This window comes from Serratia sp. TSA_105.2 (assembly GCF_052692115.1).
Map to the genome: position 1 here is coordinate 1,014,571 of NZ_JBQZFT010000001.1, position 25,220 is coordinate 1,039,790.

The 25,220-nt window shown below is 61.2% G+C and carries 23 protein-coding genes; 15 read left to right on the forward strand and 8 right to left on the reverse strand.

What is annotated here, in order from left to right; all coding sequences use genetic code 11:
* Positions 1-3: 3 nt before the first annotated feature.
* Entirely contained in the window at positions 4-450 is a 447-nt protein-coding gene (locus ACUTSC_RS04665) for an NUDIX domain-containing protein (protein WP_197767664.1), read from the forward strand.
* Between the two features lie 106 nt (positions 451-556).
* Positions 557-1,657: a tRNA 2-thiouridine(34) synthase MnmA gene (gene mnmA / locus ACUTSC_RS04670; RefSeq protein WP_197767663.1), complete on the forward strand. Its 1,101-nt coding sequence runs from the start codon at positions 557-559 to the stop codon at positions 1,655-1,657.
* A gap of 51 nt (positions 1,658-1,708) precedes the next feature.
* Here mnmA and kup read toward each other — a convergent pair whose 3' ends face one another.
* Complete coding sequence (kup, locus tag ACUTSC_RS04675) at positions 1,709-3,577, reverse strand: low affinity potassium transporter Kup (protein ID WP_197767662.1); 1,869 nt, start codon at positions 3,575-3,577, stop codon at positions 1,709-1,711.
* A gap of 331 nt (positions 3,578-3,908) precedes the next feature.
* Here kup and hflD point away from each other — a divergent pair, with 331 nt between their 5' ends.
* On the forward strand, positions 3,909-4,535 hold the full coding sequence (hflD, locus tag ACUTSC_RS04680; protein WP_197767661.1) for a high frequency lysogenization protein HflD: 627 nt from the start codon (positions 3,909-3,911) through the stop codon (positions 4,533-4,535).
* A gap of 22 nt (positions 4,536-4,557) precedes the next feature.
* Positions 4,558-5,928: an adenylosuccinate lyase gene (purB, locus tag ACUTSC_RS04685; RefSeq protein ID WP_197767660.1), complete on the forward strand. Its 1,371-nt coding sequence runs from the start codon at positions 4,558-4,560 to the stop codon at positions 5,926-5,928.
* 51 nt (positions 5,929-5,979) lie between these two features.
* Here the strand turns inward: purB and ACUTSC_RS04690 are convergent, their stop codons facing one another.
* The 3 genes from ACUTSC_RS04690 to pdxR all read right to left on the reverse strand — a co-directional run bounded on the left by ACUTSC_RS04690 (position 5,980) and on the right by pdxR (position 8,783).
* On the reverse strand, positions 5,980-6,684 hold the full coding sequence (locus tag ACUTSC_RS04690) for a GNAT family N-acetyltransferase (RefSeq protein ID WP_197767659.1): 705 nt from the start codon (positions 6,682-6,684) through the stop codon (positions 5,980-5,982).
* 16 nt (positions 6,685-6,700) lie between these two features.
* The gene (locus ACUTSC_RS04695; protein WP_049202749.1) at positions 6,701-7,153 is read right to left on the reverse strand and encodes a GNAT family N-acetyltransferase; all 453 of its coding nucleotides are present in this window, start codon (positions 7,151-7,153) and stop codon (positions 6,701-6,703) included.
* A 115-nt stretch (positions 7,154-7,268) separates the two neighbouring features.
* The gene (gene pdxR / locus ACUTSC_RS04700) at positions 7,269-8,783 is read right to left on the reverse strand and encodes a MocR-like pyridoxine biosynthesis transcription factor PdxR (RefSeq protein ID WP_197767658.1); all 1,515 of its coding nucleotides are present in this window, start codon (positions 8,781-8,783) and stop codon (positions 7,269-7,271) included.
* A gap of 137 nt (positions 8,784-8,920) precedes the next feature.
* Between pdxR and ACUTSC_RS04705 the strand changes: the two genes are divergently transcribed.
* Positions 8,921-9,685, forward strand: coding sequence for a UTRA domain-containing protein (locus tag ACUTSC_RS04705; protein ID WP_197767657.1), 765 nt, complete (start codon positions 8,921-8,923; stop codon positions 9,683-9,685).
* A gap of 21 nt (positions 9,686-9,706) precedes the next feature.
* Here the strand turns inward: ACUTSC_RS04705 and ACUTSC_RS04710 are convergent, their stop codons facing one another.
* Positions 9,707-10,726: an ADP-ribosylglycohydrolase family protein gene (locus tag ACUTSC_RS04710; RefSeq protein ID WP_197767656.1), complete on the reverse strand. Its 1,020-nt coding sequence runs from the start codon at positions 10,724-10,726 to the stop codon at positions 9,707-9,709.
* 378 nt (positions 10,727-11,104) lie between these two features.
* On the opposite strand from ACUTSC_RS04710, the gene phoP reads away from it, so the two are divergent.
* The 3 genes from phoP (at position 11,105) to ACUTSC_RS04725 (ending at position 14,445) form a co-directional block, all read left to right on the forward strand.
* Positions 11,105-11,776: a two-component system response regulator PhoP gene (gene phoP / locus ACUTSC_RS04715; RefSeq protein ID WP_025302513.1), complete on the forward strand. Its 672-nt coding sequence runs from the start codon at positions 11,105-11,107 to the stop codon at positions 11,774-11,776.
* A gap of 5 nt (positions 11,777-11,781) precedes the next feature.
* The gene (gene phoQ / locus ACUTSC_RS04720) at positions 11,782-13,239 is read left to right on the forward strand and encodes a two-component system sensor histidine kinase PhoQ (protein WP_197767827.1); all 1,458 of its coding nucleotides are present in this window, start codon (positions 11,782-11,784) and stop codon (positions 13,237-13,239) included.
* An 84-nt stretch (positions 13,240-13,323) separates the two neighbouring features.
* Positions 13,324-14,445, forward strand: a complete 1,122-nt coding sequence (locus ACUTSC_RS04725; RefSeq protein ID WP_004941161.1) for a ribosomal protein uL16 3-hydroxylase — start codon at positions 13,324-13,326, stop codon at positions 14,443-14,445.
* 41 nt (positions 14,446-14,486) lie between these two features.
* Here the strand turns inward: ACUTSC_RS04725 and ACUTSC_RS04730 are convergent, their stop codons facing one another.
* Both ACUTSC_RS04730 and pepT read right to left on the reverse strand, forming a co-directional pair.
* Positions 14,487-15,575: a malate/lactate/ureidoglycolate dehydrogenase gene (locus ACUTSC_RS04730; protein ID WP_445653115.1), complete on the reverse strand. Its 1,089-nt coding sequence runs from the start codon at positions 15,573-15,575 to the stop codon at positions 14,487-14,489.
* 90 nt (positions 15,576-15,665) lie between these two features.
* Positions 15,666-16,895, reverse strand: a complete 1,230-nt coding sequence (gene pepT / locus ACUTSC_RS04735) for a peptidase T (RefSeq protein ID WP_197767655.1) — start codon at positions 16,893-16,895, stop codon at positions 15,666-15,668.
* 57 nt (positions 16,896-16,952) lie between these two features.
* Between pepT and ACUTSC_RS04740 the strand changes: the two genes are divergently transcribed.
* From ACUTSC_RS04740 to ACUTSC_RS04765, 6 genes are all read left to right on the forward strand, one after another.
* On the forward strand, positions 16,953-17,225 hold the full coding sequence (locus ACUTSC_RS04740; RefSeq protein WP_126179550.1) for a hypothetical protein: 273 nt from the start codon (positions 16,953-16,955) through the stop codon (positions 17,223-17,225).
* Between the two features lie 25 nt (positions 17,226-17,250).
* Entirely contained in the window at positions 17,251-18,366 is a 1,116-nt protein-coding gene (potA, locus tag ACUTSC_RS04745; protein WP_049202554.1) for a spermidine/putrescine ABC transporter ATP-binding protein PotA, read from the forward strand.
* Positions 18,350-19,210, forward strand: a complete 861-nt coding sequence (gene potB, locus ACUTSC_RS04750; protein ID WP_197767654.1) for a spermidine/putrescine ABC transporter permease PotB — start codon at positions 18,350-18,352, stop codon at positions 19,208-19,210. Before potA ends, potB begins: the two co-directional genes overlap by 17 nt.
* On the forward strand, positions 19,207-19,989 hold the full coding sequence (potC, locus tag ACUTSC_RS04755; protein WP_047727722.1) for a spermidine/putrescine ABC transporter permease PotC: 783 nt from the start codon (positions 19,207-19,209) through the stop codon (positions 19,987-19,989). Before potB ends, potC begins: the two co-directional genes overlap by 4 nt.
* Before the next feature lie 218 nt (positions 19,990-20,207).
* Complete coding sequence (locus ACUTSC_RS04760) at positions 20,208-21,767, forward strand: PTS transporter subunit EIIC (RefSeq protein WP_142109741.1); 1,560 nt, start codon at positions 20,208-20,210, stop codon at positions 21,765-21,767.
* 24 nt (positions 21,768-21,791) lie between these two features.
* Complete coding sequence (locus ACUTSC_RS04765) at positions 21,792-23,177, forward strand: family 4 glycosyl hydrolase (RefSeq protein ID WP_445653116.1); 1,386 nt, start codon at positions 21,792-21,794, stop codon at positions 23,175-23,177.
* Positions 23,178-23,194: 17 nt separating this feature from the next.
* Here ACUTSC_RS04765 and ACUTSC_RS04770 read toward each other — a convergent pair whose 3' ends face one another.
* Entirely contained in the window at positions 23,195-23,905 is a 711-nt protein-coding gene (locus ACUTSC_RS04770; RefSeq protein WP_197767652.1) for an SIS domain-containing protein, read from the reverse strand.
* A gap of 237 nt (positions 23,906-24,142) precedes the next feature.
* Between ACUTSC_RS04770 and potD the strand changes: the two genes are divergently transcribed.
* Positions 24,143-25,186 carry a spermidine/putrescine ABC transporter substrate-binding protein PotD gene (gene potD / locus ACUTSC_RS04775; protein WP_197767651.1) on the forward strand — a complete coding sequence of 348 codons (1,044 nt, stop codon included), beginning with the start codon at positions 24,143-24,145 and terminating at the stop codon, positions 25,184-25,186.
* The last annotated feature ends 34 nt before the right edge of the window (positions 25,187-25,220 follow it).

The window sequence follows — 25,220 nt, forward strand, 5'->3', positions numbered from 1 at the left end:
CGCATGTTCAAACCGCACGTCACCGTGGCCTGCGTGGTGCACGCCGCCGACAAATTTTTAATTGTCGAAGAGACCATCAACGGCAAAGCGCTGTGGAACCAGCCGGCCGGCCACCTGGAGGCCGACGAGACGCTGGTGCAGGCCGCCGAGCGCGAGCTGTGGGAAGAGACCGGCATCCGCGCCACGCCGCAGGCGTTCCTGCGCCTGCACCAGTGGATCGCGCCGGACCGCACGCCGTTCCTGCGTTTTTGCTTCGTTATCGAGCTGGAACAGCCGCTGCCGACCGAGCCGCACGACAACGACATCGATCGCTGCCTGTGGCTGAGCGCCGACGAGATTTTGCAGGCGCCCAACCTGCGTTCCGCGCTGGTGGCGGAGAGCATTCGCAGCTACCAGCAGCCGGAGCGCTACCCGCTGTCGCTGGTCGGCAGCTTCGCCTGGCCGTTTTAAGGGCGCCGGGCAGCACAAGATGAACAGTGCGCCGGCGCGGCCAACGTGGTAAAATCCTGCGCTTGTTTTTATCAGCACGGTTCGTGTTCAAGTTCGTGAGATCCCCATGTCAGACAACAGCCAGAAAAAAGTAATCGTCGGTATGTCCGGCGGCGTCGACTCTTCCGTTACCGCCTATCTGTTACAGCAACAGGGCTATCAGGTCGCTGGGCTGTTCATGAAGAACTGGGAAGAAGACGACGACGAAGAGTACTGCTCCGCCGCGACCGATCTGGCCGACGCGCAAGCGGTCTGCGACAAGCTGGGCATCGAACTGCACACGGTGAACTTTGCGGCAGAATACTGGGACAACGTGTTTGAGCTGTTCCTGGAAGAGTACAAGGCCGGCCGCACGCCGAACCCGGACATCCTGTGCAATAAAGAAATCAAATTCAAAGCCTTCCTGGAGTTCGCTGCCGAGGATCTGGGGGCCGATTTTATCGCCACCGGCCACTACGTGCGCCGCCAGGACGTGGACGGCAAGAGCCGCCTGCTGCGCGGCGTCGACGGCAACAAAGATCAGAGCTACTTCCTCTACACCCTGAGCCACGAGCAGGTGGCGCAGAGCCTGTTCCCGGTCGGCGAGCTTGAAAAACCGGAGGTGCGCCGCATCGCCGAGCAGCTGGAGCTGGTCACCGCCAAGAAGAAAGATTCTACCGGCATCTGCTTTATCGGCGAGCGCAAGTTCCGCGACTTCCTCGGCCGTTACCTGCCGGCGCAGCCGGGCCCGATCGTCAGCGTCGACGGCCAGACCGTCGGCGAACACCAGGGCCTGATGTATCACACCCTGGGCCAGCGTAAAGGGCTGGGCATCGGCGGCATGAAAGACAGCAGCGAAGATCCGTGGTACGTGGTGGATAAAGACGTGGCCAACAACGTGCTGGTGGTTGCGCAGGGGCACGATCACCCGCGCCTGATGTCCGTCGGCCTTATCGCGCAGCAGCTGCACTGGGTGGATCGCCTGCCGCTGAGCGGCCCGCTCCACTGCACGGTGAAGACCCGCTATCGCCAGCAGGACATCCCTTGCACCGTGACCCCGCTCGACGATGAACGCATCGAAGTGCGTTTCGACGAGCCGGTCTCCGCCGTCACCCCAGGCCAGTCGGCGGTGTTCTACCAGGGCGAAATCTGCCTCGGCGGCGGCATCATCGAACAGCGCCTGGCGTAATTCGCCTGCCGCCCAAGAAAAACGCTGCGTTTATCGCAGCGTTTTTTTTATTCAAAATTCCACCTGCGCACCCAGTTCAATGACTCGGTTTGGCGGGATTTCGAACAGATCGGGCGCGCGCAGCGCGTTGCGCTGCAACAGTTGGAACACCTTGCCGCGTACGCGCAGATACCAGGGCCGCTTGCCCAGCACCAGCGTATCGCGCGACATGAAGAACGAGGTCTCGTTCATGGTGAAGCTCATCCCCTCCAGGCCGCAGCGGTAAAGGATGTCCGTCACGTTGGGCGTCTCGCGCCAGCCGTAGCTCGCCACCACCCGCCAAAAGCTCGCCGACAGCTGTTCGATCGCCACCCGCTGCACGTTGTGCACGTACGGCATGTCGGTGGTGACGATGGTCAGCAGCACCACGCGTTCATGCAGCACCTTGTTGTGCTTCAGGTTGTGCAACAACACCAGCGGCACCGCGTGCGGCGTGCGTTCCATAAACACCGCGGTGCCCGGCACCCGCTTCGGCGGCGCCTTCTCCAGCGACTCGATCAGCGCGCTCAGCCCTTCCTGATTATCGCGCAACCGGCGGATCAGGCGCGAACGCTCGGTCTTCCAGGTCAACATGATCAGCAGAATGGTCAGCCCGAGCGCCACCGGCAGCCAGCCGCCGGTCGCCAGCTTGATCAGGTTGGCGCCGAACAGCGGTACGTCGATGCACAGCATGACAACCAGCATCAGTCCGCCCAGCGCGCGCGGCCAGCCCCAGTTTTTGACCGCCACGATGCTCAGCAAAATCGACGACAGCAGCATGGTGCCGGTCACCACGATGCCGTAAGCCGAGGCCAGGTTGCTGGAGTGTTTGAAACTGATAATCACGATTAGCACCGCCGCGAACAGCAGCCAGTTCACTACCGGAATGTAGATCTGCCCAGACTCCTGATCGGAGGTATAGATGATGCGCATCGGCGGCAGGTAGCCCAGCCGCACCGCCTGCCGCGTCAACGAGAACACGCCCGAGATCACCGCCTGCGAGGCGATCACCGTCGCCAGCGTGGCGATCACCAGCAGCGGGATCAGCGCCCAGGTCGGCGCCAGCAGGAAGAACGGGTTGTTGATCGCCGCCGGATTGGCCAGCAGCAGCGCCCCCTGGCCGAAATAGTTCAGCACCAGCGCCGGCGCCACCAGCGTAAACCACGCCAGACGGATCGGTTTTTTACCGAAGTGGCCCATATCGGCGTACAACGCTTCGGCGCCGGTGACCGACAGTACCACCATGCCCAGCGCAAAAAACGACACTGCCTTGTATTCGAAGAAGAAATTCACCGCCCAGTAAGGGTTCAGCGCCCGCAGCACGCCGGGATGATGCAGAATCCCGCCGATACCCAGCAGCGCGAGCGTCAGAAACCAGATAACCATCGCCGGGGCGAACAGTTTACCGACGCTGCCGGTGCCGCGTTTTTGGATCGCAAACAGCGCGGTCAGCACCAACAGCGACAGCGGTACGATAAAGCTGTCCAGCTCTGGGGCGATAATCTGCAGCCCCTCGATGGCCGAGAGCACCGAAATGGCCGGGGTGATCACCCCGTCGCCGTAAAAGAAGCTGCCGCCCACCAGCCCGATCAGTACCGCCGCCGGCACCCAGCGCGCATCCAGCTTGCGGATCGCCAGCGACATCAGCGTCAGGATCCCTCCCTCGCCGTCGTTGTCGGCGCGCATCACGAAACAAATGTATTTAATGGACACCACCAGCGTCAGCAGCCAGAAAATCAGCGACAAAAAGCCGTAAATCGAGGCCGGCGTCAGGGTGATACCTTCCTCCGCCGTCAGGCATTCGCGCAGGGTGTACAGCGGGCTGGTGCCAATATCGCCGTACACTACGCCGATGGCCGCCAGCGTCACCGCCGGCAGTGGCTGCTTGTTTTTTACGTGCATATTAAGGTCTTTATTTGAGGGCTCACGTTGGCAGTATAGATGCAGCTGCCGCACTTTATTTGCCGCCGCAACAATAAGTTCGCGTCGCCACGCCGGCGATTTTCGCCGCCTATTTGCGCAGTTCTGCACCGCACGGCGCCTCCGCCTCGTCACGGGCGTATTAGACGCTGGGTTTACCCTCGATTTTGTGGCATGATCCGCGGCATTCGTTGTCATCGTTGTTACAGCCACGCCCGTTCGTTAACGTTCGCGGCCGCCGCCGTTACCCCTGCGATACACACAACCTTATGCAGTAAGCCATGTACCGTTCACAGCGTTTACAGGAGTAATCGTGGCGAAGAATTATTATGACATCACGCTGGCCATGGCGGGTATCAGCCAGGCGGCGCGTTTGGTTCAGCAGCTGGCCCATGAAGGGCAATGCAACCGCGAAGCCTTTCAGACCTCGCTGAAAAGCCTGCTGCAGATGGACCCACCCTCCACGCTGGCGGTGTTCGGCGGTGAAGAACGCAACTTAATGGTCGGCCTCGAAACCCTGATGGGCGTGCTTAACGCCAACAACAAAGGGCCGGGCGCGGAACTGACCCGCTACACCATCAGCCTGATGGTGCTGGAGCGCAAGCTCAACGCCAACAAACAGGCGATGAACACGCTCGGTGAACGCCTCAGCCAGCTAGAACGCCAGCTGGCGCACTTCGATCTTGAGTCGGACACCATCATCAGCGCGCTGGCCGGCATTTACGTCGACGTGGTCAGCCCGCTCGGGCCGCGCATTCAGGTGACCGGCTCGCCGGCTATCTTGCAGAACCCGCAGGTGCAGGCCAAGGTTCGCGCCACGCTGTTGGCCGGCATTCGCGCCGCCGTGCTGTGGCAACAGGTCGGCGGCAGCCGCCTGCAGTTAATGTTTTCCCGTAATCGTCTGTTCAAACAGGCGCAAAATATCGTTGCTCATTGTTAACCGATCCCAGGAGTTGCTACCGATGGAATTATCCTCACTGACCGCCGTTTCCCCCGTTGATGGACGCTACGGTGATAAAGTCAGCGCACTGCGCCCCATTTTCAGCGAATACGGTCTGCTGAAATTCCGCGTACAGGTTGAAGTACGTTGGCTGCAAAAACTGGCGGCCTGCGCAGAAATCAAGGAAGTTCCCGCTTTTGACGCCGACGCAAACGCTTTCCTCGACAAAATCGTCGCGGAATTCAATGAAGAAGACGCTCAGCGCATCAAAACCATCGAGCGCACCACCAACCACGACGTGAAAGCGGTCGAGTATTTCCTGAAGGAAAAAGTGGCGGCGGTGCCTGCGCTGCACGCGGTATCCGAGTTCATCCACTTCGCCTGCACCTCCGAAGACATCAACAACCTGTCGCACGCGCTGATGCTGCAAAGCGCCCGTCAGGACGTGGTATTGCCTTACTGGCGCAAGATCATCGACGCGCTGAAAGGGCTGGCGCTGGAATACCGCGATATTCCACTGCTGTCACGCACCCACGGCCAGCCGGCGACCCCGTCGACCGTCGGCAAAGAGTTCGCCAACGTGGCTTACCGCATGGAGCGCCAGTACCGCCAGCTGGAGCGCGTGGAGATCATGGGTAAAATCAACGGCGCGGTAGGCAACTACAACGCCCACATCGTCGCTTACCCGGAAGTGGACTGGCACCCGTTCAGCGAGGCATTCGTGACCTCGCTCGGCATCACCTGGAACCCGTACACCACCCAGATCGAACCGCATGACTACATCGCCGAGCTGTTCGACTGCGTTGCGCGTTTCAACACCATCCTGATCGACTTCGACCGCGATATCTGGGGCTACATCGCCCTGAACCACTTCAAGCAGAAGACCATCGCCGGCGAAATCGGTTCTTCCACCATGCCGCACAAGGTCAACCCGATCGACTTCGAAAACTCCGAAGGCAATCTGGGCCTGGCCAACGCCGTGCTGGGCCACCTGGCGGGCAAACTGCCGGTGTCCCGCTGGCAGCGCGACCTGACCGATTCCACCGTGCTGCGTAACCTGGGCGTAGGCCTGGGTTATGCGCTGATCGCCTATCAGGCCACCCTGAAAGGCATCAGCAAGCTGGAAGTGAACCAGGCGCACCTGCTGGACGAACTGGATCACAACTGGGAAGTGCTGGCAGAGCCGATCCAGACCGTGATGCGCCGCTACGGCATCGAGAAGCCTTACGAGAAGCTGAAAGAGCTGACCCGCGGCAAGCGCGTGGACGCCGCCGGCATGCAGGCATTCATCGATGGCCTGGCGCTGCCGGAAGAAGAGAAAATCCGTCTGAAGGCGATGACCCCGGCCAACTACATCGGCCGTGCCACCACCATGGTCGACGAGCTGAAGTAAGCGCTTTTGCCTGACAACGACAAGGCGGCCCTCGGGCCGCCTTTTTCTTTGCTATTCGCCGCGCAACACCTGCAGTCGGGCTATCTGCCGCCCCTGCGCATCAAAGTTGTCCGCGCTCAGCCAGCGCGCCAGCGCCTGCCGCACCGCCGGCCAGCGATCGGCGGTGATGGCGAACCAGTCGGTATCCCGGCTGCGCCCCTTGACGATCACCGCAAAGCGGAAATTGCCCTCGTAGCGAAAACCGAAGCGCAGCGCGGCCTGGCGGGACGGCGCGTTATGGCTGTCGCACTTCCACTCGCAGCGGCGGTAACCCAGCGAGTCGAAGGCATAGCGCAGCAGCAGCGCGATGGCTTCGGTGGCGCTGGAGCGCTGTTTCATCAACGGCGACCAGCTGACGTGGCCGATCTCCAGCACGCCGTTGGCCTCGTCGATGCGCATCAGCGCCACCGTGCCCACCGGCGCGTCGCTGGCGGCGTCGAACACCGTCAGATTAACCAGCGCCGGGTTGGCCTGCAGCGTCTCCAGATGTTGCAGCATCGCCGCCGGCGTATCGGGCCGTTCGATAGACAGATAGGTCCAGTCGCGGCCGTCCGGCGCCAGTTGAAACGCCTCGAACAGCGCGGCGTAATCCCGCTGCGGCTCGAGCGGCGCCAGCGAACAGAAACGCCCGCCGAGCGTCGCGCCGCCCGGGCGGCGAGCCGGCTGCCAATCCGGCATCGGTTCCCCGATCGGCTGACCATAACGATTCATTGCCATAAACGCCCTCCTGCGATTAACGGGAATAAACGATAAACGAGCTTCTTCTGCCGATTTTGTCGTACAGCGAGCGCGCCGGCGCGTTGTACTCCTGGGTCATCCAGTAGACCCGATCGCTGCCGCGCGTCTCTGCCAATCGGTACGCCTGTTCGAACAGCTTTTCCGACACCTTGTGGCCGCGCGCCTGCGGCGACACATAGAGATCTTCGATATAACAATAGCCGACCGCGCTCCAGGTGGACGGGTGGAACACCAGGTTCATCAGCCCGAGCAGCCGGCCCTCGGCATCCTCCGCCACCAGCCCGTACACCTGTTCATCCTGCCCCAGGCGTTCGAAGGTGCGATCGGTCACCTGCGGCGCCACGTCGGCGCGGTAAAAATCGAGATAGCCCTGCCACAGCGCCAGCCATTGCGCTTTGTCGTCGCCATTGATTCTGCGGATAGTCACTTCAGGGTTGGATAGGTTCATAGCGCCTCACGGAGTAAGATATTATTTCCATTAGGGAAATAATCGGATAGCGGCAGAATACACCGCGCGGCGGCGGCGCAATACGGACCAATTCAAAACGCAGAGCAGACCAATTTTAACCGTCGCTTGCCACCGGCAGCGCGCTGAACACCTGCGCCAGCGTCGCGATAAAGCGCACGATCTCATCCGGCGTATAGGCCGAGAAGCCGAGCACCAACGCCCCGCGCCGCGGCGTGCCGGTGTAGAAGTCCGCCAGGCCGTACAGCCGAATCCCCCGTTCGGCGGCCGCCGCCACCAGCCGCCGCTCCATCGCCGCATCCGCCAACGGGCAAACCAGCTGCAGCCCGCCCTGCGGCAGCGCCGGGCGCGTCCAGGCTGCCAGGTGACGATGTACCGCGTCGTACAGCGCGTCCAGCCGCGCCTTGTACAGCGTGCGCATATTGCGCAGATGCTCGGCGTAGCCGCCCTCGTGCAGGAAATGGAACAGCGTCATCTGCGCCAGCGCCGACGTGTAGCCGTCCTGAAGCTGCCTGGCGGCGACCAATGGCCGCACCAACTGCGGCGGCGCGATCATGAAGCCGATGCGCAGCCCCGGAAACAGCGTCTTGCTGAAGGAGCCGAGGTACAGCGTGCGCCCGCCGCCGTCCAACCCCTGCAGCGCCGCCTTGGTTTGCCGGTCGTAGTTGAACTCGGCGTCGTAGTCGTCTTCGATGATCCAGGCTCGCTGCCGCTGCGCCCACTGCAACAGCGCCAGCCGCCGATCGAGGCTCAGCGAATACCCCAGCGGATAGTGATGGGACGGCGTGATATAAACGCCCCGCCCGCCGCCCGAGGCCTGCATCAGCTGCCCGACATCCAACCCCTGCTCGTCGATGCCGATCGGCCGCGCCTGCAGCCCCGCCGACTGCACCAGCTTTTTCGCCCCCTGGTAACCCGGCTCTTCGACGAACACCGCATCGCCGGGATCGAACAGCACCTGGGTACACAGCGCCAGCGCCTGCTGAGAGCTGGTCACCACGATCACCTGCTCCGCCGTCGCCTTGACGCCCCGCTCCCGCTGCAGATAGTGCGCGATCTCCGCGCGCAGCTCCGGCAACCCTTGCGGATCGGCATACCCCAACAGCCGCTCGCCGTGCCGCCGCAGCGCCTGTTTCTCCCGCTGCAGCCATTGCTCGATGGGAAACGCCCGCAGATCCGCCAGCGAAGGCGTCAGCGAAGCCTGGCGGCTGGTGTGCGGCGTATGGCTGACCGCCAGCAGCGCCCGGCCGCGGTCGCTCAGCTCGCGCTCCGCCAGCCGCGCCTCTTGCCCCGTCGCCGTCGCCAGCAGTTCGCGGCCGAGCAGCGTGTCGCAGCGATAGCGCACAAAGCTGCCGCGCCCCACCGTTCGGCTGATGAACCCTTCCGCCTCCAGCCGAGCGTAGGTCTGTTCCACCGTGTCGCGCGCCACCGCCAGCCGGGCCGCCAACGCACGGCTTGGCGGCAGCTTCGTCCGCCAGGGCAGTTCTCCGGCGGCAATCAGCTGCAACAGGGCCTGATGCAGCGCCGAACGCCGTGTCAGGCCTTGCCGGCGCTGCTGCGCGAAGGCGGCCAGGATCGCCGCGTCGTCCGCGTGTCGTGGGGTGTCGCTCATGGGGGATATTTCTCCTGGCTCTGGGGGCCGACGCACTACTCTACCTCATTTCCTCCCAGCGGCGGTGGCAGTTGCGCTGCCCGGCGAAATCCCCTTAAATAAGCCATCGCAATGCGGCTACAGGACTTCCGTCGGCTATGAGCAAGGAGACCAACCAGCGTCTGCTGGTCAAACTGCAGCAGGATCTGGCCAGCGCGGGCGCGATGCCGCTGTATTTGCGCTTCAACGCCTCGGTGCGCCAGGCTATCGATCAAGGATTGCTGAATGCGGGGGATTTTTTGCCCAGCGAGCGCCTGTTCACCGAACGCCTCGGCATCTCACGCATCACGGTGCGCAAAGCGCTGGCCTGCCTCGAGCAGGACGGCATCATCGGCCGTTCGCGCGGCTACGGCACCTTTATTCAACCGCAACGGCCCGAGCCGAAGCTGTTCTATTCATTGGCGGACGTCAAAGGATTCTCGCGCGAGGTGATACAGCAAGGGCGCCGACCGGACACGCAGTGGATCAGCCGCGAACGGATACCCGCCGGCGCTGAACTGGCTGAAAAGCTCCAGCTGGCGGCCGGAACGCCGATCTACCAATTCAAACGCATTCACTTGATCGATCGGCGGCCAATGTCGGTGGCGGTGTCCTACGTGGTGGTGACGGCAATTGCCAACGTCGACGAGATCGGCATTTCGCTGTACGACTACTTCCGCCGCAATAAGGTCGAGATGGGATCGCTGCGCAGCCAGGTCAGCGCGGCGATGGCCGACGACGATATCCGCCAGGCGCTGCGGCTCTCGGAGCCGATGCCGCTGTTGATCGTGCGCCAGACGCTGTTCGACCACCATAAAAAGCCGATCGAATACAGCGAAAGCTTCTGCCGCAGCGACATGTACGAATTTACCAGCGAAAGCTGATCCGTTGCGTCACGCGGTCGCTTACGCCTCGCCCTGTCGGCGGCGGCGAAAACGCGCGAACGCCTGAACGTAAGCCTCGATATCCAGCGGATTCACCCGTTTTAACTCCGCCAGCAATCCGGGTTCGATCGCTTCTGCGCCGTGCAGCGCGCCGCAAATCGCGGTGGCCATCGCGCCGATGGTGTCGGTGTCGCCGCCCAGGTTGGCGCACAGCACGGCGCACCGGGTAGGGTCGGTTTGCGCCAGCTGCACCATCGCCAGCGCCGCAGGTACCGACTCGATGGTGCTCACCCCAGCGCCGATCAGCTGATACACCCGTTCGGAGGCCTGCTCGGTGTCGGTGGCTTCATCCACCACCTGAAACGCCAGTTCGATGCGCGCCGCCAGCGAAGGGCTGAACGTCGTCTCCTGCCGGCGCTGGGCATACTCCGCCACCTCCGGCAACGCCAGGCGAATCGAGGCCCAGTCCGCCCCTTCCACCGCCCGCGCGACGGCCCAGGCGATCGCCACGGCACCGGCGACGGCGATGTCGGATTTGTGCGTCGGGCTGGAAGCCAGCCACACCTGCTGGCAGAAATCCTCCAGCGGCGCGGAAGGCAGTACGCAGCCCAAAGGCGAAATGCGCATCGCCGCACCGTTGGTGATGCCGTTGTTTTCCAACTCGGCAATCGGCGTGCCCGCTTTCTGCTCGCTCAGCGCCAGTTTGGAACTGGGGCCGAGAATGTTCTTGTTGAAGGCATCAAAACCGTCCACCCAGCGGATCACGTTGCGGGCAATCAGTTCCGGCACCACCTCGCCTTCCGCTTCCAACAGCGCATCGGCCAGTGCCAATGCCATCGCGGTATCGTCGGTATATTGCCCGGCCTTGAAGTAGCAGGCGGCGGTGTTCTCCGCCGGCCCATCGAGAAAGCCGTCTATCCAGCCGAAGTGGCGCTTAACCCGCTCGCGCGGCCACAGCTCGGAAGGCATGCCGAGCGCGTCGCCCAGCATCTGTCCGTAAAGTGCGCCCGCTATGCGTTCTGCCTGGGTTAACTGCTTCATCCGTCACTCCTGAGAAAATATGCCGATGCCTCAATAATACCTTATTAGTACCTTTAAAGCTTATCAAGTGCCCCGGTTCACACTTTCCTTTCACGGCAATGCCCGGCGCGTTTAAGTTGCGTTTAACGTTGCCCCGTCGCTGTTTATCCGACGTTTATCAGAACTTGTCGATAATGTCGGCGAACAAATTGATAACGCTTATTTTAATACATTGCTTCGGCTCTCTTGCGGGCCGAGCGGGTTATACCTACCATAGCCTCAGCACTTTTTGTCAAAATGGTTCAGGTGGCCGCGTTATCCCCTGACACGCCGCAGAGCGTGTTCCCTTTTATCGCGTGGGTGACAGGACGTTCACCCGCACAGTCACAGGAGTTCGCCATGCGAGTACTGGTTGTTGAAGATAATGGTTTGCTGCGCCACCACCTTTCCGTTCAGATGCGCGAGATGGGCCATCAGGTCGACGCGGCTGAAGACGCCAAGGAAGCCGATTACTTCCTGCAGGAACACGCGCCGGATATCGCCATCGTCGATCTCGGCCTGCCGGGTGAAGACGGCCTGAGCCTGATCCGCCGCTGGCGCGCGCACCAGACCAAGCTGCCGATCCTGGTGCTGACCGCCCGCGAAAGCTGGCAGGACAAAGTGGCGGTGCTGGAAGCCGGCGCCGACGACTATGTCACCAAGCCGTTCCACCTGGAAGAAGTGATCGCCCGTATGCAGGCGCTGATGCGCCGCAATAGCGGCCTGGCTTCGCAGGTGATCGTGCTGCCGCCGTTCCAGATCGATCTGTCGCGCCGCGAACTGAGCGTTAACGATCGGCAAATCAAGCTGACCGCTTTTGAATACACCATCATCGAAACCCTGATCCGCAACGCCGGCAAGGTGGTGAGCAAGGATTCGTTGATGCTGCAGCTCTACCCGGACGCCGAACTGCGTGAAAGCCACACCATCGACGTGCTGATGGGCCGCTTGCGTAAAAAAGTGCAGGCGGAATACCCACATGAAGTGATCACCACGGTACGTGGCCAGGGCTATCGTTTTGACGCGAAGTGAACATGATGTTCAACAAGAATAAAAAACCGTTTTCGCTGCGCGCCCGCTTCCTGATGGCGACCGCCGGGGTGATCCTGGCGCTGTCGCTCTCTTACGGTTTGGTGGCGGTCGTCGGCTACATCGTCAGCTTCGACAAGACCGCCTTCCGCCTGCTGCGAGGCGAGAGCAACCTGTTCTTCAGCCTGGCGCAGTGGAAAGACAACAAGCTCACCATCGCCATTCCCCCCGATATCGATCTCAACTTCCCCACGCTGGTGTTTATCTATGACGATAAAGGCAACCTGCTGTGGAGCCAGCGCAAAGTGCCGGAGCTGGAGAAGTTGATCAACAAGGAATGGCTGGAAGAGGCCGGCTTTTACGAAATCGACACCGACACCCGCATCAGTAGTGAAGTGCTGGGGGACAACCCCAAAGCGCAAAACCAGCTGAAAGATTACGACGATACCGATCAGAACGCGCTGACCCACTCGGTGGCGGTCAACACCTATGCCGCCACGCCTCGGCTGCCGGCGCTGACCATCGTGGTGGTTGACAGCATTCCACAGGAGCTGCAGCGATCCGACGTAGTGTGGGAGTGGTTCAGCTACGTGCTGTTGGCCAACCTGCTGCTGGTGGTGCCGCTGCTGTGGCTGGCGGCCTACTGGAGCCTGCGGCCGATCAAGGCGCTGGTCACTCAGGTGGGCGAGCTGGAGAACGGCGAGCGCGATCAGCTCGACGAAAATCCGCCCAGCGAGCTGCGCGGGCTGGTGCGCAATCTGAACATTCTGGTGCGCAACGAGCGCCAGCGTTACACCAAGTATCGCACCACCCTGTCGGATCTGACCCACAGCCTGAAAACGCCGCTGGCCGTGCTGCAAAGCACCCTGCGCTCGCTGCGCAGCGGCAAACAGACCACCATCGAAGAAGCCGAGCCAATCATGCTGGATCAGATCGGCCGCATCTCGCAGCAGATCGGTTACTACCTGCACCGGGCCAGCATCAACTCCGGCCAGACGGTGTTGACGCGCGAGATCCACTCGGTGCCGGCGCTGCTCGACAGCCTGGTGGTGGCGCTGAACAAGGTTTACCAGCGTAAAGGGGTGGCGATCACGCTGGACATCTCACCGGAGGTGACCTTTATGGGCGAGAAGAACGACTTTATGGAAGTGATGGGCAACGTGTTGGAAAACGCCTGCAAATACTGCCTGGAGTTCGTGGAAATCACCTCGCTGCACTCCGAGAAAAACCTCACCATCGTCATCGACGACGACGGCCCGGGGATCCCGGAAAGCAAGCGCCAGCTGATTTTCCAGCGCGGCCAGCGGGTGGATACCCTGCGCCCCGGCCAGGGCCTCGGCCTGTCGGTGGCGGCGGAGATCATCGAGCAGTACGACGGCGAAATCGTCATCAGCGACAGCCCGCTCGGCGGCGCGCGCATGCAGGTCACCTTCGCCCGCCAGCACGACACCCACCACAACGAGTAAATTATGCCTCTTCGGCCCCGATCCACGGGGCCAAACTTCCGTTATAATCGCACACAGGCTCACTCCTCTCTCCTGGAATAGAACATGGATTATCAATTAGACCTGGACTGGAACGATTTTTTGCAACGTTATTGGCAAAAGCGTCCGGTGATTCTCAAGCGCGGCTTCAAAAACTTTATCGATCCGATCTCCCCGGATGAGCTGGCCGGGCTGGCGATGGAAAATGAAGTGGACAGCCGCCTGGTCAGCCACCAGGACGGCCGTTGGCAGGTTGCGCACGGCCCCTTCGAGAGCTTCGACCACCTGAGCGAAAACAACTGGTCGCTGCTGGTGCAGGCGGTGGACCACTGGCATGAGCCTTCCGCGGCGCTGATGCGCCCATTCCGCCAGCTGCCGGACTGGCGGATGGATGACCTGATGATCTCCTTCTCGGTACCGGGCGGTGGCGTCGGCCCGCATCTCGATCAGTACGACGTGTTCATCATTCAGGGCACCGGCCGCCGCCGCTGGCGCGTCGGGGAAAAAACGCCGCTGAAACAGCACTGCCCGCATCCGGATCTGCTGCAGGTGGAGCCGTTCGACGCCATCATCGACGAAGAGATGGAACCGGGCGACATTCTCTACATTCCGCCGGGCTTCCCGCACGAAGGCTACGCGCTGGAAAACGCGCTCAACTACTCGGTGGGCTTCCGCGCGCCGAACGGCCGCGAGCTGGTGAGCGGCTTCGCCGATTACGTGCTGGCGCGCGAGCTGGGCAGCAAGCGCTACGGCGATCCGGACGTTAAACTGCGCGAACACCCGGCGGAGATCCTGCCGCAGGAAGTGGACGCCTTACGGCAGATGATGCTGGATCTGGTGCAACAGCCGGAACACTTCCAGCACTGGTTCGGCGAGTTCATCTCCCAGTCGCGCCACGAGCTGGATCTGGCGCCGCCGGAGCCACCGTATCAGGCCGGGGAAATCTACGAGCTGCTGCAACAGGGCGAAGCGCTGCAGCGCCTGGGCGGGTTGCGGGTGCTGCGCGTCGGCGATCGCTGCTTCGTCAACGGCGAGCTGATCGACACCGACCAGCTGCAGGCCGCAGACGCCCTGTGCCAGCACTTCAGCGTCGACGCCGCCCTGCTCGGCGACGCGGTGGACGATCCGTCGTTCCTGGCGCTGCTGACCGCGCTGGTCAACAGCGGGTATTGGTACTTTAACGACTGATTGCCGTCACACGAAAAAGCCACCCTGCCGGGTGGCTTTTTTTATGCCTGCCGCGCCTGCGCGCGATGATCCGCCAGTTCCCCCGCCGCCATGCCCGCCTGCTCCGCCGCCGCGCCAATCTGCCGCCAGATATTGGCATCGATCGGGATGCCCTGCTCCAGCCGCGCCGCGCGGTTGGCCTCTTCCCACTCTCCCGGGACGACGATCGGCTGTTCGCCGCTCGGCGGCGAAGCTTTCACCCAGCCGATAAAGGCTTCGGCTTCGGCCTGCATTTGCGGGGCGTCGAAGGCCTGAGGATCGAGGATCAGGGTCGTCATACAGTTGAAGATGGCGTCGCTGTCGGCTTTCAGCGTGGCGTCGTGGGTGGTGCGGCCGCCGGAGAGCGCGCCGCCGAGGATTTCGCACATCGCCGCCAGCGCATAGCCTTTGTGCAAGCCGAACGGCAGCAGCGAACCGAACGGCGCTTCATGCATCACCTTCGGTTCGGTGGTCGGCTGCCCGTGTTCGTCGATCAGATAGCCCGGCGCCACCGACAGCCCTTTGTTATAGGCCACCCGGGTCTTGCCGAAGGCGATGCCGCTGGTGGCAAAATCCAACAGCAGCGGCGTGCGGCCCGGCCGCGGGAAAATGGCGCAGAACGGGTTGGTGCCGAAGCGGCGATCGCTGCCGCCGAACGGCGCCACCATCGGATCGCCCACCACGTTGACGAAGTGAATCGAAATGAAACCGGCGCGAGCGCACTGCTCCGCCCAATGGCCGATACGGCCGATATGGTGCGCGTTGTGCAGCGCCACCGCCGCCAGGCCCAGCTTGCCGGCGCGTTCAATGCCCAGCGCCATTGCTTCGCTGGCCACCACCTGACCGAAACCGCGCGCACCGTCGAGCGTCAGCACCGCGCCGGCGTCGCGCACCACCTCAGCATGCTGATTGAGCTGCAATTGCCCCTGCGCCAACGACGCCATGTAGCTGGGGATCATGCCGACGCCGTGCGAGTCGTGCCCGGCCAGATTGGCCTGCACCAGATGATCGGCCACCAGCTCGGCTTCACGCGCCGTGCTGCCGGCCTGGCGCCAAATCGCCTGAACGAACTGCGCCAAATGCGGGCTGGCGATACGGTATTCGGTGCTCATCATGCGGTCCTTATGCGTGGGGAATAGGCTTCCACACTATGAGCAACGCCTTGTTACGGCAAGCGATTATGCCGATCGCAAGCGTCCCGTTTACCGCGCCCGCTCGGCGGCCAGCGCCGCGATGCGCATGATCACCGCCACCGCTTGCTCCATGCCTTCCAAGGTCACGAATTCGTGCTTGCCGTGGTAGTTGTAGCCGCCGGTGAACAGGTTCGGGCACGGCAGGCCGCGGAACGACAGCTGCGCGCCGTCGGTGCCGCCGCGGATCGGTTTCATCACCGGTTCGATATCGCAGTCGCGCATCGCCTGCTGCGCCAGCGCGATCACATGCGGGTGCTCCGCCACCTGTTCGCGCATGTTGTAATAGCTGTCTTCGATGCTCACTTCGATATAGCAATCGCGCGGCAAGCCTTTGCCGACCTCGCGGGCGATGTCCACCATCTTGCGCTTACGCGCTTCAAACCCCTCGCGCTCGAAGTCGCGCAGGATATAGTGCATTTCGGCGCGCTCTACGCTGCCCTTGATGCTGCTGAGGTGATAAAAGCCCTGGTAGCCTTCGGTGGTCTCCGGCGCTTCGTCCGCCGGCAGCGCCTGATGAATGCGGGTGGCCAGCGACAGCGCGTTGACCATCACGCCCTTGGCGCTGCCGGGGTGCACGCTGTTGCCGAGGATTTTGATCGTCACCGAGGCGGCGTTGAAGTTCTCGCACTCCAGCTCACCGACGCCGCCGCCGTCCACGGTGTAAGCCCATTCGGCATTGAAGGCCGCCACGTCGAATAGCTGTGCCCCCTTGCCCACCTCCTCGTCCGGGGTGAAGGCCACGCGGATGTCACCGTGCGGGATTTTGCGCGCGCGCAGGCGCACCATGGCGGTGAGGATCTCGGCGATGCCGGCCTTGTCGTCGGCGCCCAGCAGCGTTTTGCCGTCGGTGGTGATCAGGGTCTGCCCCAACATCTGGTGCAGGATCGGGAACATCACCGGCGACAGCACCTCATCGCCGATGCCCAGAGCGATGTCGCCGCCGCGATAGTTCTCGACGATCTGCGGATTGACGTTTTTGCCGCTGAAATCCGGCGAGGTATCCAGATGGGCGATGAAACCGACCGCCGGCACCGGCCAGGCGACGTTGCCCGGCCAGGTGCCCATCACGCAGCCGTGTTCGCTGAGCGACACCCGCTCGAAGCCGAGCGCGATCATTTCCTGCTGCAACGCGCGCGCCAGCTTCAACTGCCCGTCGGTGCTCGGCACATGCTTTACGTTCGCTTTGGACTGGGTGTCGAAAGAGACGTAGTTGAAAAAGCGGTCAAGTAATTTGTCCATGGTAGCGGCCCCTCAGAATATCGCGTTTCATTATGCGGAACCGATCAGGATCAAATATTGCGTCAGGTCATTTTTAACCAGAATTCGCCAATATCATTAATCTTTGTGATGATTTCTGAGGGAAATAACACTGTCATCACAGGGTCATTTGTCGCTATCATGATGAAAAACGCGGCATCTGGGCCGGATCGGCTTTCAATTCCGGCATTCAGCGTCTATCATGCGCGCTCGAAAAATTTCCATTGGCGCAACTGGTTTGAGCTTCATTTGATCAGCGGGCATTCCGCAAGCTCCGGCAGTCTTTTCCAGTTGCGGTTCTATCTGCATTAGCCCACGGGATAGAGTAATACGATAAATGACTGAGACATCCTCTCTGACTCCCCTTGTTGAACTGCATGCCCTGAGCAAAGCGTTCGATGGCAAAACCATCATTGCCGATCTCGAACTGGCGATTAACCATGGCGAATTCCTCACCATTCTCGGCCCCTCCGGCTGTGGCAAAACCACGGTGCTGCGCCTGATTGCCGGTCTTGAAGATGCCGATCGGGGCCGCATCGTGCTCGACGGCCAGGACATCACCGCCATTCCGGCCGAACATCGCCACGTCAACACCGTGTTTCAGAGCTATGCCCTGTTTCCGCACATGTCGGTGTTCGACAACGTCGCCTTTGGCCTGCGCATGCAAAAGGTGCCGGCGGCAGAACTGACGCCGCGCGTCGAAGAGGCGCTGCGCATGGTGCAGCTGGATGCGTTCGCCCAGCGGCGGCCGGGACAGCTCTCCGGCGGCCAACAGCAGCGCGTGGCCATCGCCCGCGCAGTGGTCAACAAGCCGAAGGTGTTGCTGCTGGACGAATCGCTGTCGGCGCTGGACTACAAGCTGCGCAAACAGATGCAGAACGAGCTGAAGGCGCTGCAGCGCAAGCTGGGCATCACCTTCGTGTTCGTCACCCACGATCAGGAAGAAGCGCTGACCATGTCGGATCGCATCGTGGTGATGCGCGAAGGCCGCATCGAGCAGGACGGCACGCCGCGTGAAATCTACGAAGAGCCGAAGAACCTGTTCGTCGCCAGCTTTATCGGTGAGATCAACATCTTCGACGCGGTGGTCTTGCAGCGCCTCGATCCGCAGCGGGTGCGCGCCAACGTCGAAGGCCGCGAGTGCGACATCTATGCCGATCTGCCGGTTGAGCCGGGCCAAAAACTGAAGGTGCTGCTGCGTCCGGAGGATCTGCGGGTAGAAGAAGTGAACGACAGCGCGCAGCACGACGGGCTGATCGGCTACGTGCGCGAGCGCAACTACAAAGGCATGACGCTGGAGTCGGTGGTTGAGCTGGAGAGCGGTAAAACGGTGATGGTCAGCGAGTTCTTCAATGAAGACGATCCGGACGTCGACCACTCGCTCAACCAGAAGATGGCGGTGACCTGGGTTGAAAGCTGGGAGGTGGTGCTGGCCGATGAAGAAATCGCGTAAAGTCTTCCAGAATGTGGTGATCGTCGGCGTCGTCGCCTGGCTGCTGCTGTTCGTGTTCATGCCGAACCTGATGATCATCGCCACCAGCTTCCTGACCCGCGACGACGCCAACCTGGTGCAGATGGTGTTCACGCTGGACAACTACCGGCGCTTGTTCGACCCCTTGTACGCCCAGGTGCTGCTGCACTCGCTGAACATGGCGCTGATCGCCACCCTGTGCTGCCTGGCGATCGGCTATCCGTTCGCCTTTATCCTGGCGCGCTTGCCGCAGAAGATGCGGCCACTGCTGCTGTTTCTGCTGATCGTGCCCTTCTGGACCAACTCGCTGATCCGCATCTACGGCCTGAAGCTGTTTCTCAGCACCCGCGGCTATCTCAACGACGCGCTGCTGTGGATCGGCGTCATCGACAAGCCGGTGCGCATCATGTACACCTCGGAAGCGGTGATCCTCGGCCTGGTGTATATCCTGCTGCCGTTTATGGTAATGCCGCTCTACTCCAGCATCGAAAAGCTCGATAAGTCCTGCCTGGAGGCGGCGCGCGATCTCGGCGCCAGCAAGCTGCAGACCTTTATCCGCATCATCGTGCCGCTGACCATGCCGGGCATTATCGCCGGCTGCCTGCTGGTGGTGCTGCCGGCGATGGGGCTGTTCTTCGTCGCCGATCTGATGGGCGGCGCCAAGAATCTGCTGATCGGCAACGTGATTAAAAGCCAGTTCCTCAATATCCGCGACTGGCCGTTCGGCGCGGCCACCAGCATCTGCCTGACGCTGGTGATGGGGCTGTTGCTGCTGGTCTATTACCGGGCCGCCCGCCTGCTGAACAAGAAGGAGGATCTGGCATGATCGGACGTCTGCTGCGCGGCGGCTTTATGACGCTGGTATACGCCTATCTGTATATCCCGATCGTCATCCTGATCGTCAACTCCTTCAACGCCTCGCGCTTCGGCATCAGTTGGCAAGGAGCCACCACCAAGTGGTACAGCACGCTGCTCAACAACGACAGCCTGCTGCAGGCCGCCGGCCATTCGCTGACCATGGCGGTGCTCTCCGCCACCTTCGCCACGCTGATCGGCTCGCTGACCGCGGTGGCGCTGTACCGCTACCGCTTCCGCGGCAAGCCGTTCGTCGGCGGCATGCTGTTCGTGGTGATGATGTCGCCGGATATCGTGATGGCCATCTCGCTGCTGGTGCTGTTCATGTTGCTGGGCATTTCGCTCGGCTTCTGGTCGCTGCTGTTCTCGCACATCACCTTCTGCCTGCCGTTCGTGGTAGTGACCGTCTACGCGCGCCTGAAAGGGTTCGACGTGAAGATGCTGGAAGCCGCACGCGATCTCGGCGCAAGCGAGTTCACCATTCTGCGCAAGATCATTTTGCCGCTAGCGATGCCGGCGGTGGCGGCCGGCTGGCTGTTGAGCTTCACCCTGTCGATGGACGACGTGGTCGTCTCCTCCTTCGTCACCGGGCCGAGCTACGAGATTTTGCCGCTGAAGATCTATTCGATGGTGAAAGTCGGCGTCTCGCCGGAGGTCAACGCGCTGGCCACCATTTTGCTGCTGCTGTCGCTGGTGCTGGTGATCGCCAGCCAGTGGGTGATGCGCGATCGCTCGCCCAAGGCCGAATAACCCTTCCCGCCGGGCGCTGCGGCGCCCGGTTGTGATCCCCTTCACAACCGGCACCGGTTGTCATCTGCTGACCATCGGTGCCTATTTCCGCCCCGCCGATTGCAGCGGCGAAAACTTCCCCCTATAACTGAATCCAGGCAAGGTGCCTTATTTTTTCTCGCTTCCAGGGAGTTTATTCAGCAACGTCGTCATCCATTAAAATATAAAAAGGAACTGCCATGAAAGGTATTATCGATAATATCTTAAGCAAGCTGCAGCTTTTCTCCAAAGCCATGATGGGGCCGATATTTTTCCTGCCGGTAATCGGTCTGATTCTGGCGCTCAGTTCTATTCTCACCAATGCCACATTAATCAATGAACATTCTGCCATCTTCACTATCGGTAAAATGATCGGCGATACCTTCTGGCCGTTATTCGGCAATCTCGGGCTGATTTTCTGCATCGGCATTACCTACGGCCTGGCCAAAGACAAAAAAAGCGAAGCGGCGCTGGTCGCGGTGATGTGCTTTATCATGTTCCTCGGCGCCAATTCGTCTTATCTGCAGCTCAGCGGCCACGTCGCGGCCAAGATCAACGGCGAATATTACGGCACCGGGCAGACGGAACTGCTGGGCTTTACCGTGGTGGATATGGGCATTTTCCTCGGTCTTATCCTCGGCGTCACCCTCGCCTGGGTGCACAACCGCCTGTGCAACGTCGAACTCAACGGCGTGTTCTCGGTCTATGGCGGCGCCAAGCTGGTGCTGATCGCCATGACGCCGATCATCATGCTGTACGCCGTCGCCTTCAGCTACCTGTGGCCGGCCATCTCGCAGGGCCTGATCGCGCTGACCGGCTTTATGAAAAGCTCCGGCTCGCTTGGGGTATTCGTCTACGGTTTCTTCGAGAAATTCCTCATCCCCACCGGGCTACACCACTTTATCTGGTCGCCGTTCCAGCTCACCAGCATCGGTGGTTCAATCGTGCAGGACGGCCAGACCGTCTCCGGCTCGCAGGCGATTTTCCTGGCCTATATGCGCGACCCGAGCATCTCGCCGCTGATGAACGAGGCGCTGCGCTTCTCGCAGCAAGGGATGGTAACCATCTTCGGCCTGTCGGGTGCGGCATTGGCTTTCTATCACACCGCCAAACCGGAAAAGAAAATGCTGGCCAAGGCGATTCTGATCCCGGCCATCACCACCTCGATCCTGGTCGGCATCACCGAACCGATAGAGTTCACCTTCCTGTTTATCTCTCCGCTGCTGTGGGTGATCCACGCCGTGTTGACCGCGCTGTCGCAGGTGGCCTGCAACCTGTTCCAGGTGCGCCCCTGGGGCGCCAGCGGGCTGGTCGAGTTCCTGGCCTACAACCTGCCGCTGCCGGTTTCCCTCACCCGCTGGCCGCTGTATGTGGTCATCGGCCTGGTGCAGTTTGCGGTGTATTACCTGGTGTTCAAAACGCTGGTGCTGAAGCTCAATCTGAAAACGCCGGGCCGTGAAGATGACCAGGACGTCAAACTCTATTCCAAACAGGATTACCGAAACCGCAAAAATACCCCGGACGAGCCGAGCGGCATCATTATTCGCGCGCTGGGCGGCAAGGAAAACATTATTTCCGTCGATAACTGCTTTACCCGGCTGCGGGTGGAATTAAAGGATATGGCGCGGGTGGATGAAGCCGCGTTGAAAAGCACCGGCGCCAAAGGCGTGGTCAAGAATCGCCGTGAGGTGCAGGTGATTTACGGCGTCACGGTCGGCAAGGTCAAAAATCAGGTAGAAAAATATTTGGCGGCACTCTAACGCTTTATTAATGGGAGATATCGAATGAAATTAACCGTTCTCGGCGGCGGCGGCGTGCGTTCCCCGTTCCTCGCCAAATCCATCGCCTATAACGCCCATCGCATCGGCATTACCGAAGTGGTGTTTATGGATACCGATGAGCGCCATCTGGCGGTCTACGGCGCCCTGGCGCAGGGCGTGTTCCAGCGCATTCGCGGCGACATTGCTTTCAGCCTCAGCAGCGATCCGCGCCAGGCGCTGCAAGGCGCCGACTATATCATCACCACCCTGCGCATCGGCGGCGAGGAAGGCCGCATCCATGACGAGCGCATCGCGCTCAATCATCAGCTGCTCGGGCAAGAAACCACCGGCGCCGGCGGCTTCGCCATGGCGATGCGTTCGATCCCGGCAATCCTCGACTATTGCCGCCTGATCGAGCAGCTTTCATCGCCGGACGCGGTCCTGTTCAACTTCACCAATCCTTCCGGCATGGTGACCGAGGCGATCATCAAATCCGGCTTCCAGCGCCGGGTCTACGGCATCTGCGACGCCCTCAGCGAGTTCATCTGCGAACTGGCCGAGCTGCTGGACTGCCGCGAAGACCAACTGAGCGTCGACTGCTTCGGCCTCAACCATCTTTCCTGGTTCCGCAATGCGCGCGTCAACGGCGAGCCGGTCACGGAACGGTTGCTGGCGGATCCGCGCCTGTATCGCGAAACCTGCATGAAATACTTCTCGCCGGAGCTGGTGGCGCTGTCGGACAACCTGATGCCCAACGAGTATCTCTACTATTACTACTACCGTGAGCAGGCGATCGCCGCCATCGTCGAAGGCGGCGAGACCCGCGGCGAACAAATCGCGGCAATCAATCGCCAAATGCTGTCGGCGTTGGGCGAGCTGGACATCCCCCGTCAGCTGGAACACGCCTTCTCGGTCTACTTCAGCCATTACCTGCAGCGCGAAAACTCCTACATGCAGCGTGAGTCCAACCAGGGCAAGGTGAAAACGCGTGAGATGCTGACGCTGCAACAGTTTATCGAACAGCCGGACAGCGGCGGCTATGCCGGGGTGGCGATCGACATTCTGGAGGCGGTCAACAGCGGCCGGCAAAAACGCGTGGTGGTATCGATGCAAAACCGCGACACGCTCGATTTTCTGCACCCGGAAGACGTGATCGAAATCAGCTGCGAATTGAGCAGCGCCGGCATTCAGCCGGTCAAAATGCGCGATATTCCCGACACCCAGAAAAACCTGATTTCGCAGGTGAAAGAGTACGAACGCCTGGCAGTGGCGGCGATCCTGACCGGCAACCGCCAACTGGCCATCAAGGCGCTGATGGTGCACCCGCTGGTCAACTCCTACTCGCTGGCGAAAACGCTGGTGGAGGAGTACCTGCAGGCCCACCGTCAGTATGCCGGGCACTGGCGCTAAGCGATGCGGCGCGGCCGTCAGCGGCCGCGTCGTTCAAACCAGGCGGTGATCACATTCTCGAATCCCAACAGACAGTGGCCGAAAAACGGGTTGGGGTAGTAGATATCGTGATCGTATTTTTGCCGGTCCTCAAACAGAAAGGTCATGTCGGCCTGCTGCGCCAGCGGGCTGTCGCCGTCGCCGCAGAAGGCCGCCAGCAGAATGTGGTTACGCTTCACCGCCTCGCCCCAGCTCAGCGCAGAGCCGCTGTTGCCCGACTTTGAAATCACGATCACCATATCGAAGCGAAAGCGCGTCTCACGGTCAAGAATGTCGAAATCCGGCCACAGCGACAGGTAACTGTCTACGCCCAGCGTCATAAACTTGTTGTACATATACTGCGCCACCAGCTGCGAAAAACCGCTGCCGTGGATCAGGATCTTGCCGCTGTCGAGCAGATCGAGAAACTGCGCCTGCTGGGCCGGCGGTGCCGCCGACGTAGCGCGTTCCGCCTGGTAGGCCGGCGCCATCGTCAGGTTGAACTTGATGAAGTAGACCAGTTCGAGATAGCCGCGAAAGCCCAGCTTTTTGGCCAGCCGCACCAGCGTTGAGGGGGAACTGTAGCAGCGTGCGGACACCGCGCGGATGCCGTCGTCGATGCAGGCGTCCGGATTGTCGAGAATACAGTGCAAAATCGTCAGATCCGTCTTGCTGAGCTCCGCCTGGCTGAAGACCTGTTTGAAATTCATCGCCGCCCTCGTTATTCGCCAAAATTATTGTTTCGCACGCGCTTCACCGCCTGTCCAGCGCGAGACAATCAAATTGTGATGCGCTTTAAGCCGCCAAATCCCTTGATTTGCCAGCGGGATAACCGCCTTTACCCACCCCGCCCCGGCCCCTATAATGGCCCCTTTCTGGGGTATGGCGCGGCCGCCAAACGGCTTGCCCATACGGATTCGGCTCACTACTGCTGAAGGATACGCTGCATGAAAAAGTGGTCACATCTGCTCGCAGCCGGGATGATGGCGCTGAGTTTTTGCTCTGCAAACGCCTCTGACGGCAAAACGCTGTACTTCTATAACTGGACTGAATACGTCCCGCCGGGGCTGCTGGAGCAGTTCACCAAGGAAACCGGCATCAAGGTGATCTATTCCACCTATGAATCCAACGAAAGCATGTACGCCAAGCTGAAGACCTACAAAGACGGCGCGTACGATCTGGTGGTGCCTTCCACTTACTTCATCGCCAAGATGAGCAAGGAAGGCATGCTGCAAAAAATCGACAAGAGCAAGCTCAGCCACTTCAAGGATCTCGATCCTACCCTGCTGAACAAGCCGTTCGATCCTGACAACGACTATTCCATTCCTTACATCTGGGGCGCTACCGCCATCGGCGTCAACAGCGACGCGCAGGATCCCTCTACCGTTACCGCCTGGGCCGATCTGTGGCAGCCGCAGTACAAAGGCCGCCTGCTGCTGACCGACGACGCGCGCGAAGTGTTCCAGATGGCGTTGCTCAAGCTGGGCTACTCCGGCAACACCACCGACCCGAAAGAGATCGAAGCCGCCTATCACGAACTGCAGAAATTGATGCCGAACGTGCTGGCCTTCAACTCCGACAACCCGGGCAACCCGTTTATGGAAGGGGAAGTCAACGTCGGTATGGTGTGGAACGGTTCGGCCTTCGTGGCGCGCCAGGCCGGCACGCCGCTGGAGATCGTCTGGCCGAAGGAAGGCGGGATCTTCTGGATGGACAGCCTGGCCATTCCGGCCAACGCACGTAACGTCGAGGGGGCGCTGAAGCTGATAGACTTCCTGCTGCGGCCGGAAATCGCGGTGCAGGTGGCGGAAACCATCGGTTACCCGACGCCGAACCTGGCGGCGAAGAAGCTGCTGTCGCCGGAGATCGCCAACGATAAGTCACTCTACCCGGATAAGGCGGTGATTGAGCACGGCGAGTGGCAAAACGACGTCGGCGACGCCAGCACGCTGTACGAAAGCTACTTCCAAAAGCTGAAAGCCGGGCGCTAACACGCCCCGCCATCCGATCAGGGCGTGCAGTGCG

What these genes read in the sequence shown, in the direction of transcription:
- ACUTSC_RS04665 (WP_197767664.1), top strand. Translation starts at nt 4, where the DNA reads ATGTTCAAACCGCACGTCACCGTGGCCTGCGTGGTGCACGCCGCCGAC.
- mnmA (WP_197767663.1), top strand. Translation starts at nt 557, where the DNA reads ATGTCAGACAACAGCCAGAAAAAAGTAATCGTCGGTATGTCCGGCGGC.
- kup (WP_197767662.1), bottom strand. Translation starts at nt 3,577, where the DNA reads ATGCACGTAAAAAACAAGCAGCCACTGCCGGCGGTGACGCTGGCGGCC.
- purB (WP_197767660.1), top strand. Translation starts at nt 4,558, where the DNA reads ATGGAATTATCCTCACTGACCGCCGTTTCCCCCGTTGATGGACGCTAC.
- ACUTSC_RS04690 (WP_197767659.1), bottom strand. Translation starts at nt 6,684, where the DNA reads ATGGCAATGAATCGTTATGGTCAGCCGATCGGGGAACCGATGCCGGAT.
- ACUTSC_RS04695 (WP_049202749.1), bottom strand. Translation starts at nt 7,153, where the DNA reads ATGAACCTATCCAACCCTGAAGTGACTATCCGCAGAATCAATGGCGAC.
- pdxR (WP_197767658.1), bottom strand. Translation starts at nt 8,783, where the DNA reads ATGAGCGACACCCCACGACACGCGGACGACGCGGCGATCCTGGCCGCC.
- ACUTSC_RS04705 (WP_197767657.1), top strand. Translation starts at nt 8,921, where the DNA reads ATGAGCAAGGAGACCAACCAGCGTCTGCTGGTCAAACTGCAGCAGGAT.
- ACUTSC_RS04710 (WP_197767656.1), bottom strand. Translation starts at nt 10,726, where the DNA reads ATGAAGCAGTTAACCCAGGCAGAACGCATAGCGGGCGCACTTTACGGA.
- phoP (WP_025302513.1), top strand. Translation starts at nt 11,105, where the DNA reads ATGCGAGTACTGGTTGTTGAAGATAATGGTTTGCTGCGCCACCACCTT.
- phoQ (WP_197767827.1), top strand. Translation starts at nt 11,782, where the DNA reads ATGTTCAACAAGAATAAAAAACCGTTTTCGCTGCGCGCCCGCTTCCTG.
- ACUTSC_RS04725 (WP_004941161.1), top strand. Translation starts at nt 13,324, where the DNA reads ATGGATTATCAATTAGACCTGGACTGGAACGATTTTTTGCAACGTTAT.
- ACUTSC_RS04730 (WP_445653115.1), bottom strand. Translation starts at nt 15,575, where the DNA reads ATGAGCACCGAATACCGTATCGCCAGCCCGCATTTGGCGCAGTTCGTT.
- pepT (WP_197767655.1), bottom strand. Translation starts at nt 16,895, where the DNA reads ATGGACAAATTACTTGACCGCTTTTTCAACTACGTCTCTTTCGACACC.
- potA (WP_049202554.1), top strand. Translation starts at nt 17,251, where the DNA reads ATGACTGAGACATCCTCTCTGACTCCCCTTGTTGAACTGCATGCCCTG.
- potB (WP_197767654.1), top strand. Translation starts at nt 18,350, where the DNA reads ATGAAGAAATCGCGTAAAGTCTTCCAGAATGTGGTGATCGTCGGCGTC.
- potC (WP_047727722.1), top strand. Translation starts at nt 19,207, where the DNA reads ATGATCGGACGTCTGCTGCGCGGCGGCTTTATGACGCTGGTATACGCC.
- ACUTSC_RS04760 (WP_142109741.1), top strand. Translation starts at nt 20,208, where the DNA reads ATGAAAGGTATTATCGATAATATCTTAAGCAAGCTGCAGCTTTTCTCC.
- ACUTSC_RS04765 (WP_445653116.1), top strand. Translation starts at nt 21,792, where the DNA reads ATGAAATTAACCGTTCTCGGCGGCGGCGGCGTGCGTTCCCCGTTCCTC.
- ACUTSC_RS04770 (WP_197767652.1), bottom strand. Translation starts at nt 23,905, where the DNA reads ATGAATTTCAAACAGGTCTTCAGCCAGGCGGAGCTCAGCAAGACGGAT.
- potD (WP_197767651.1), top strand. Translation starts at nt 24,143, where the DNA reads ATGAAAAAGTGGTCACATCTGCTCGCAGCCGGGATGATGGCGCTGAGT.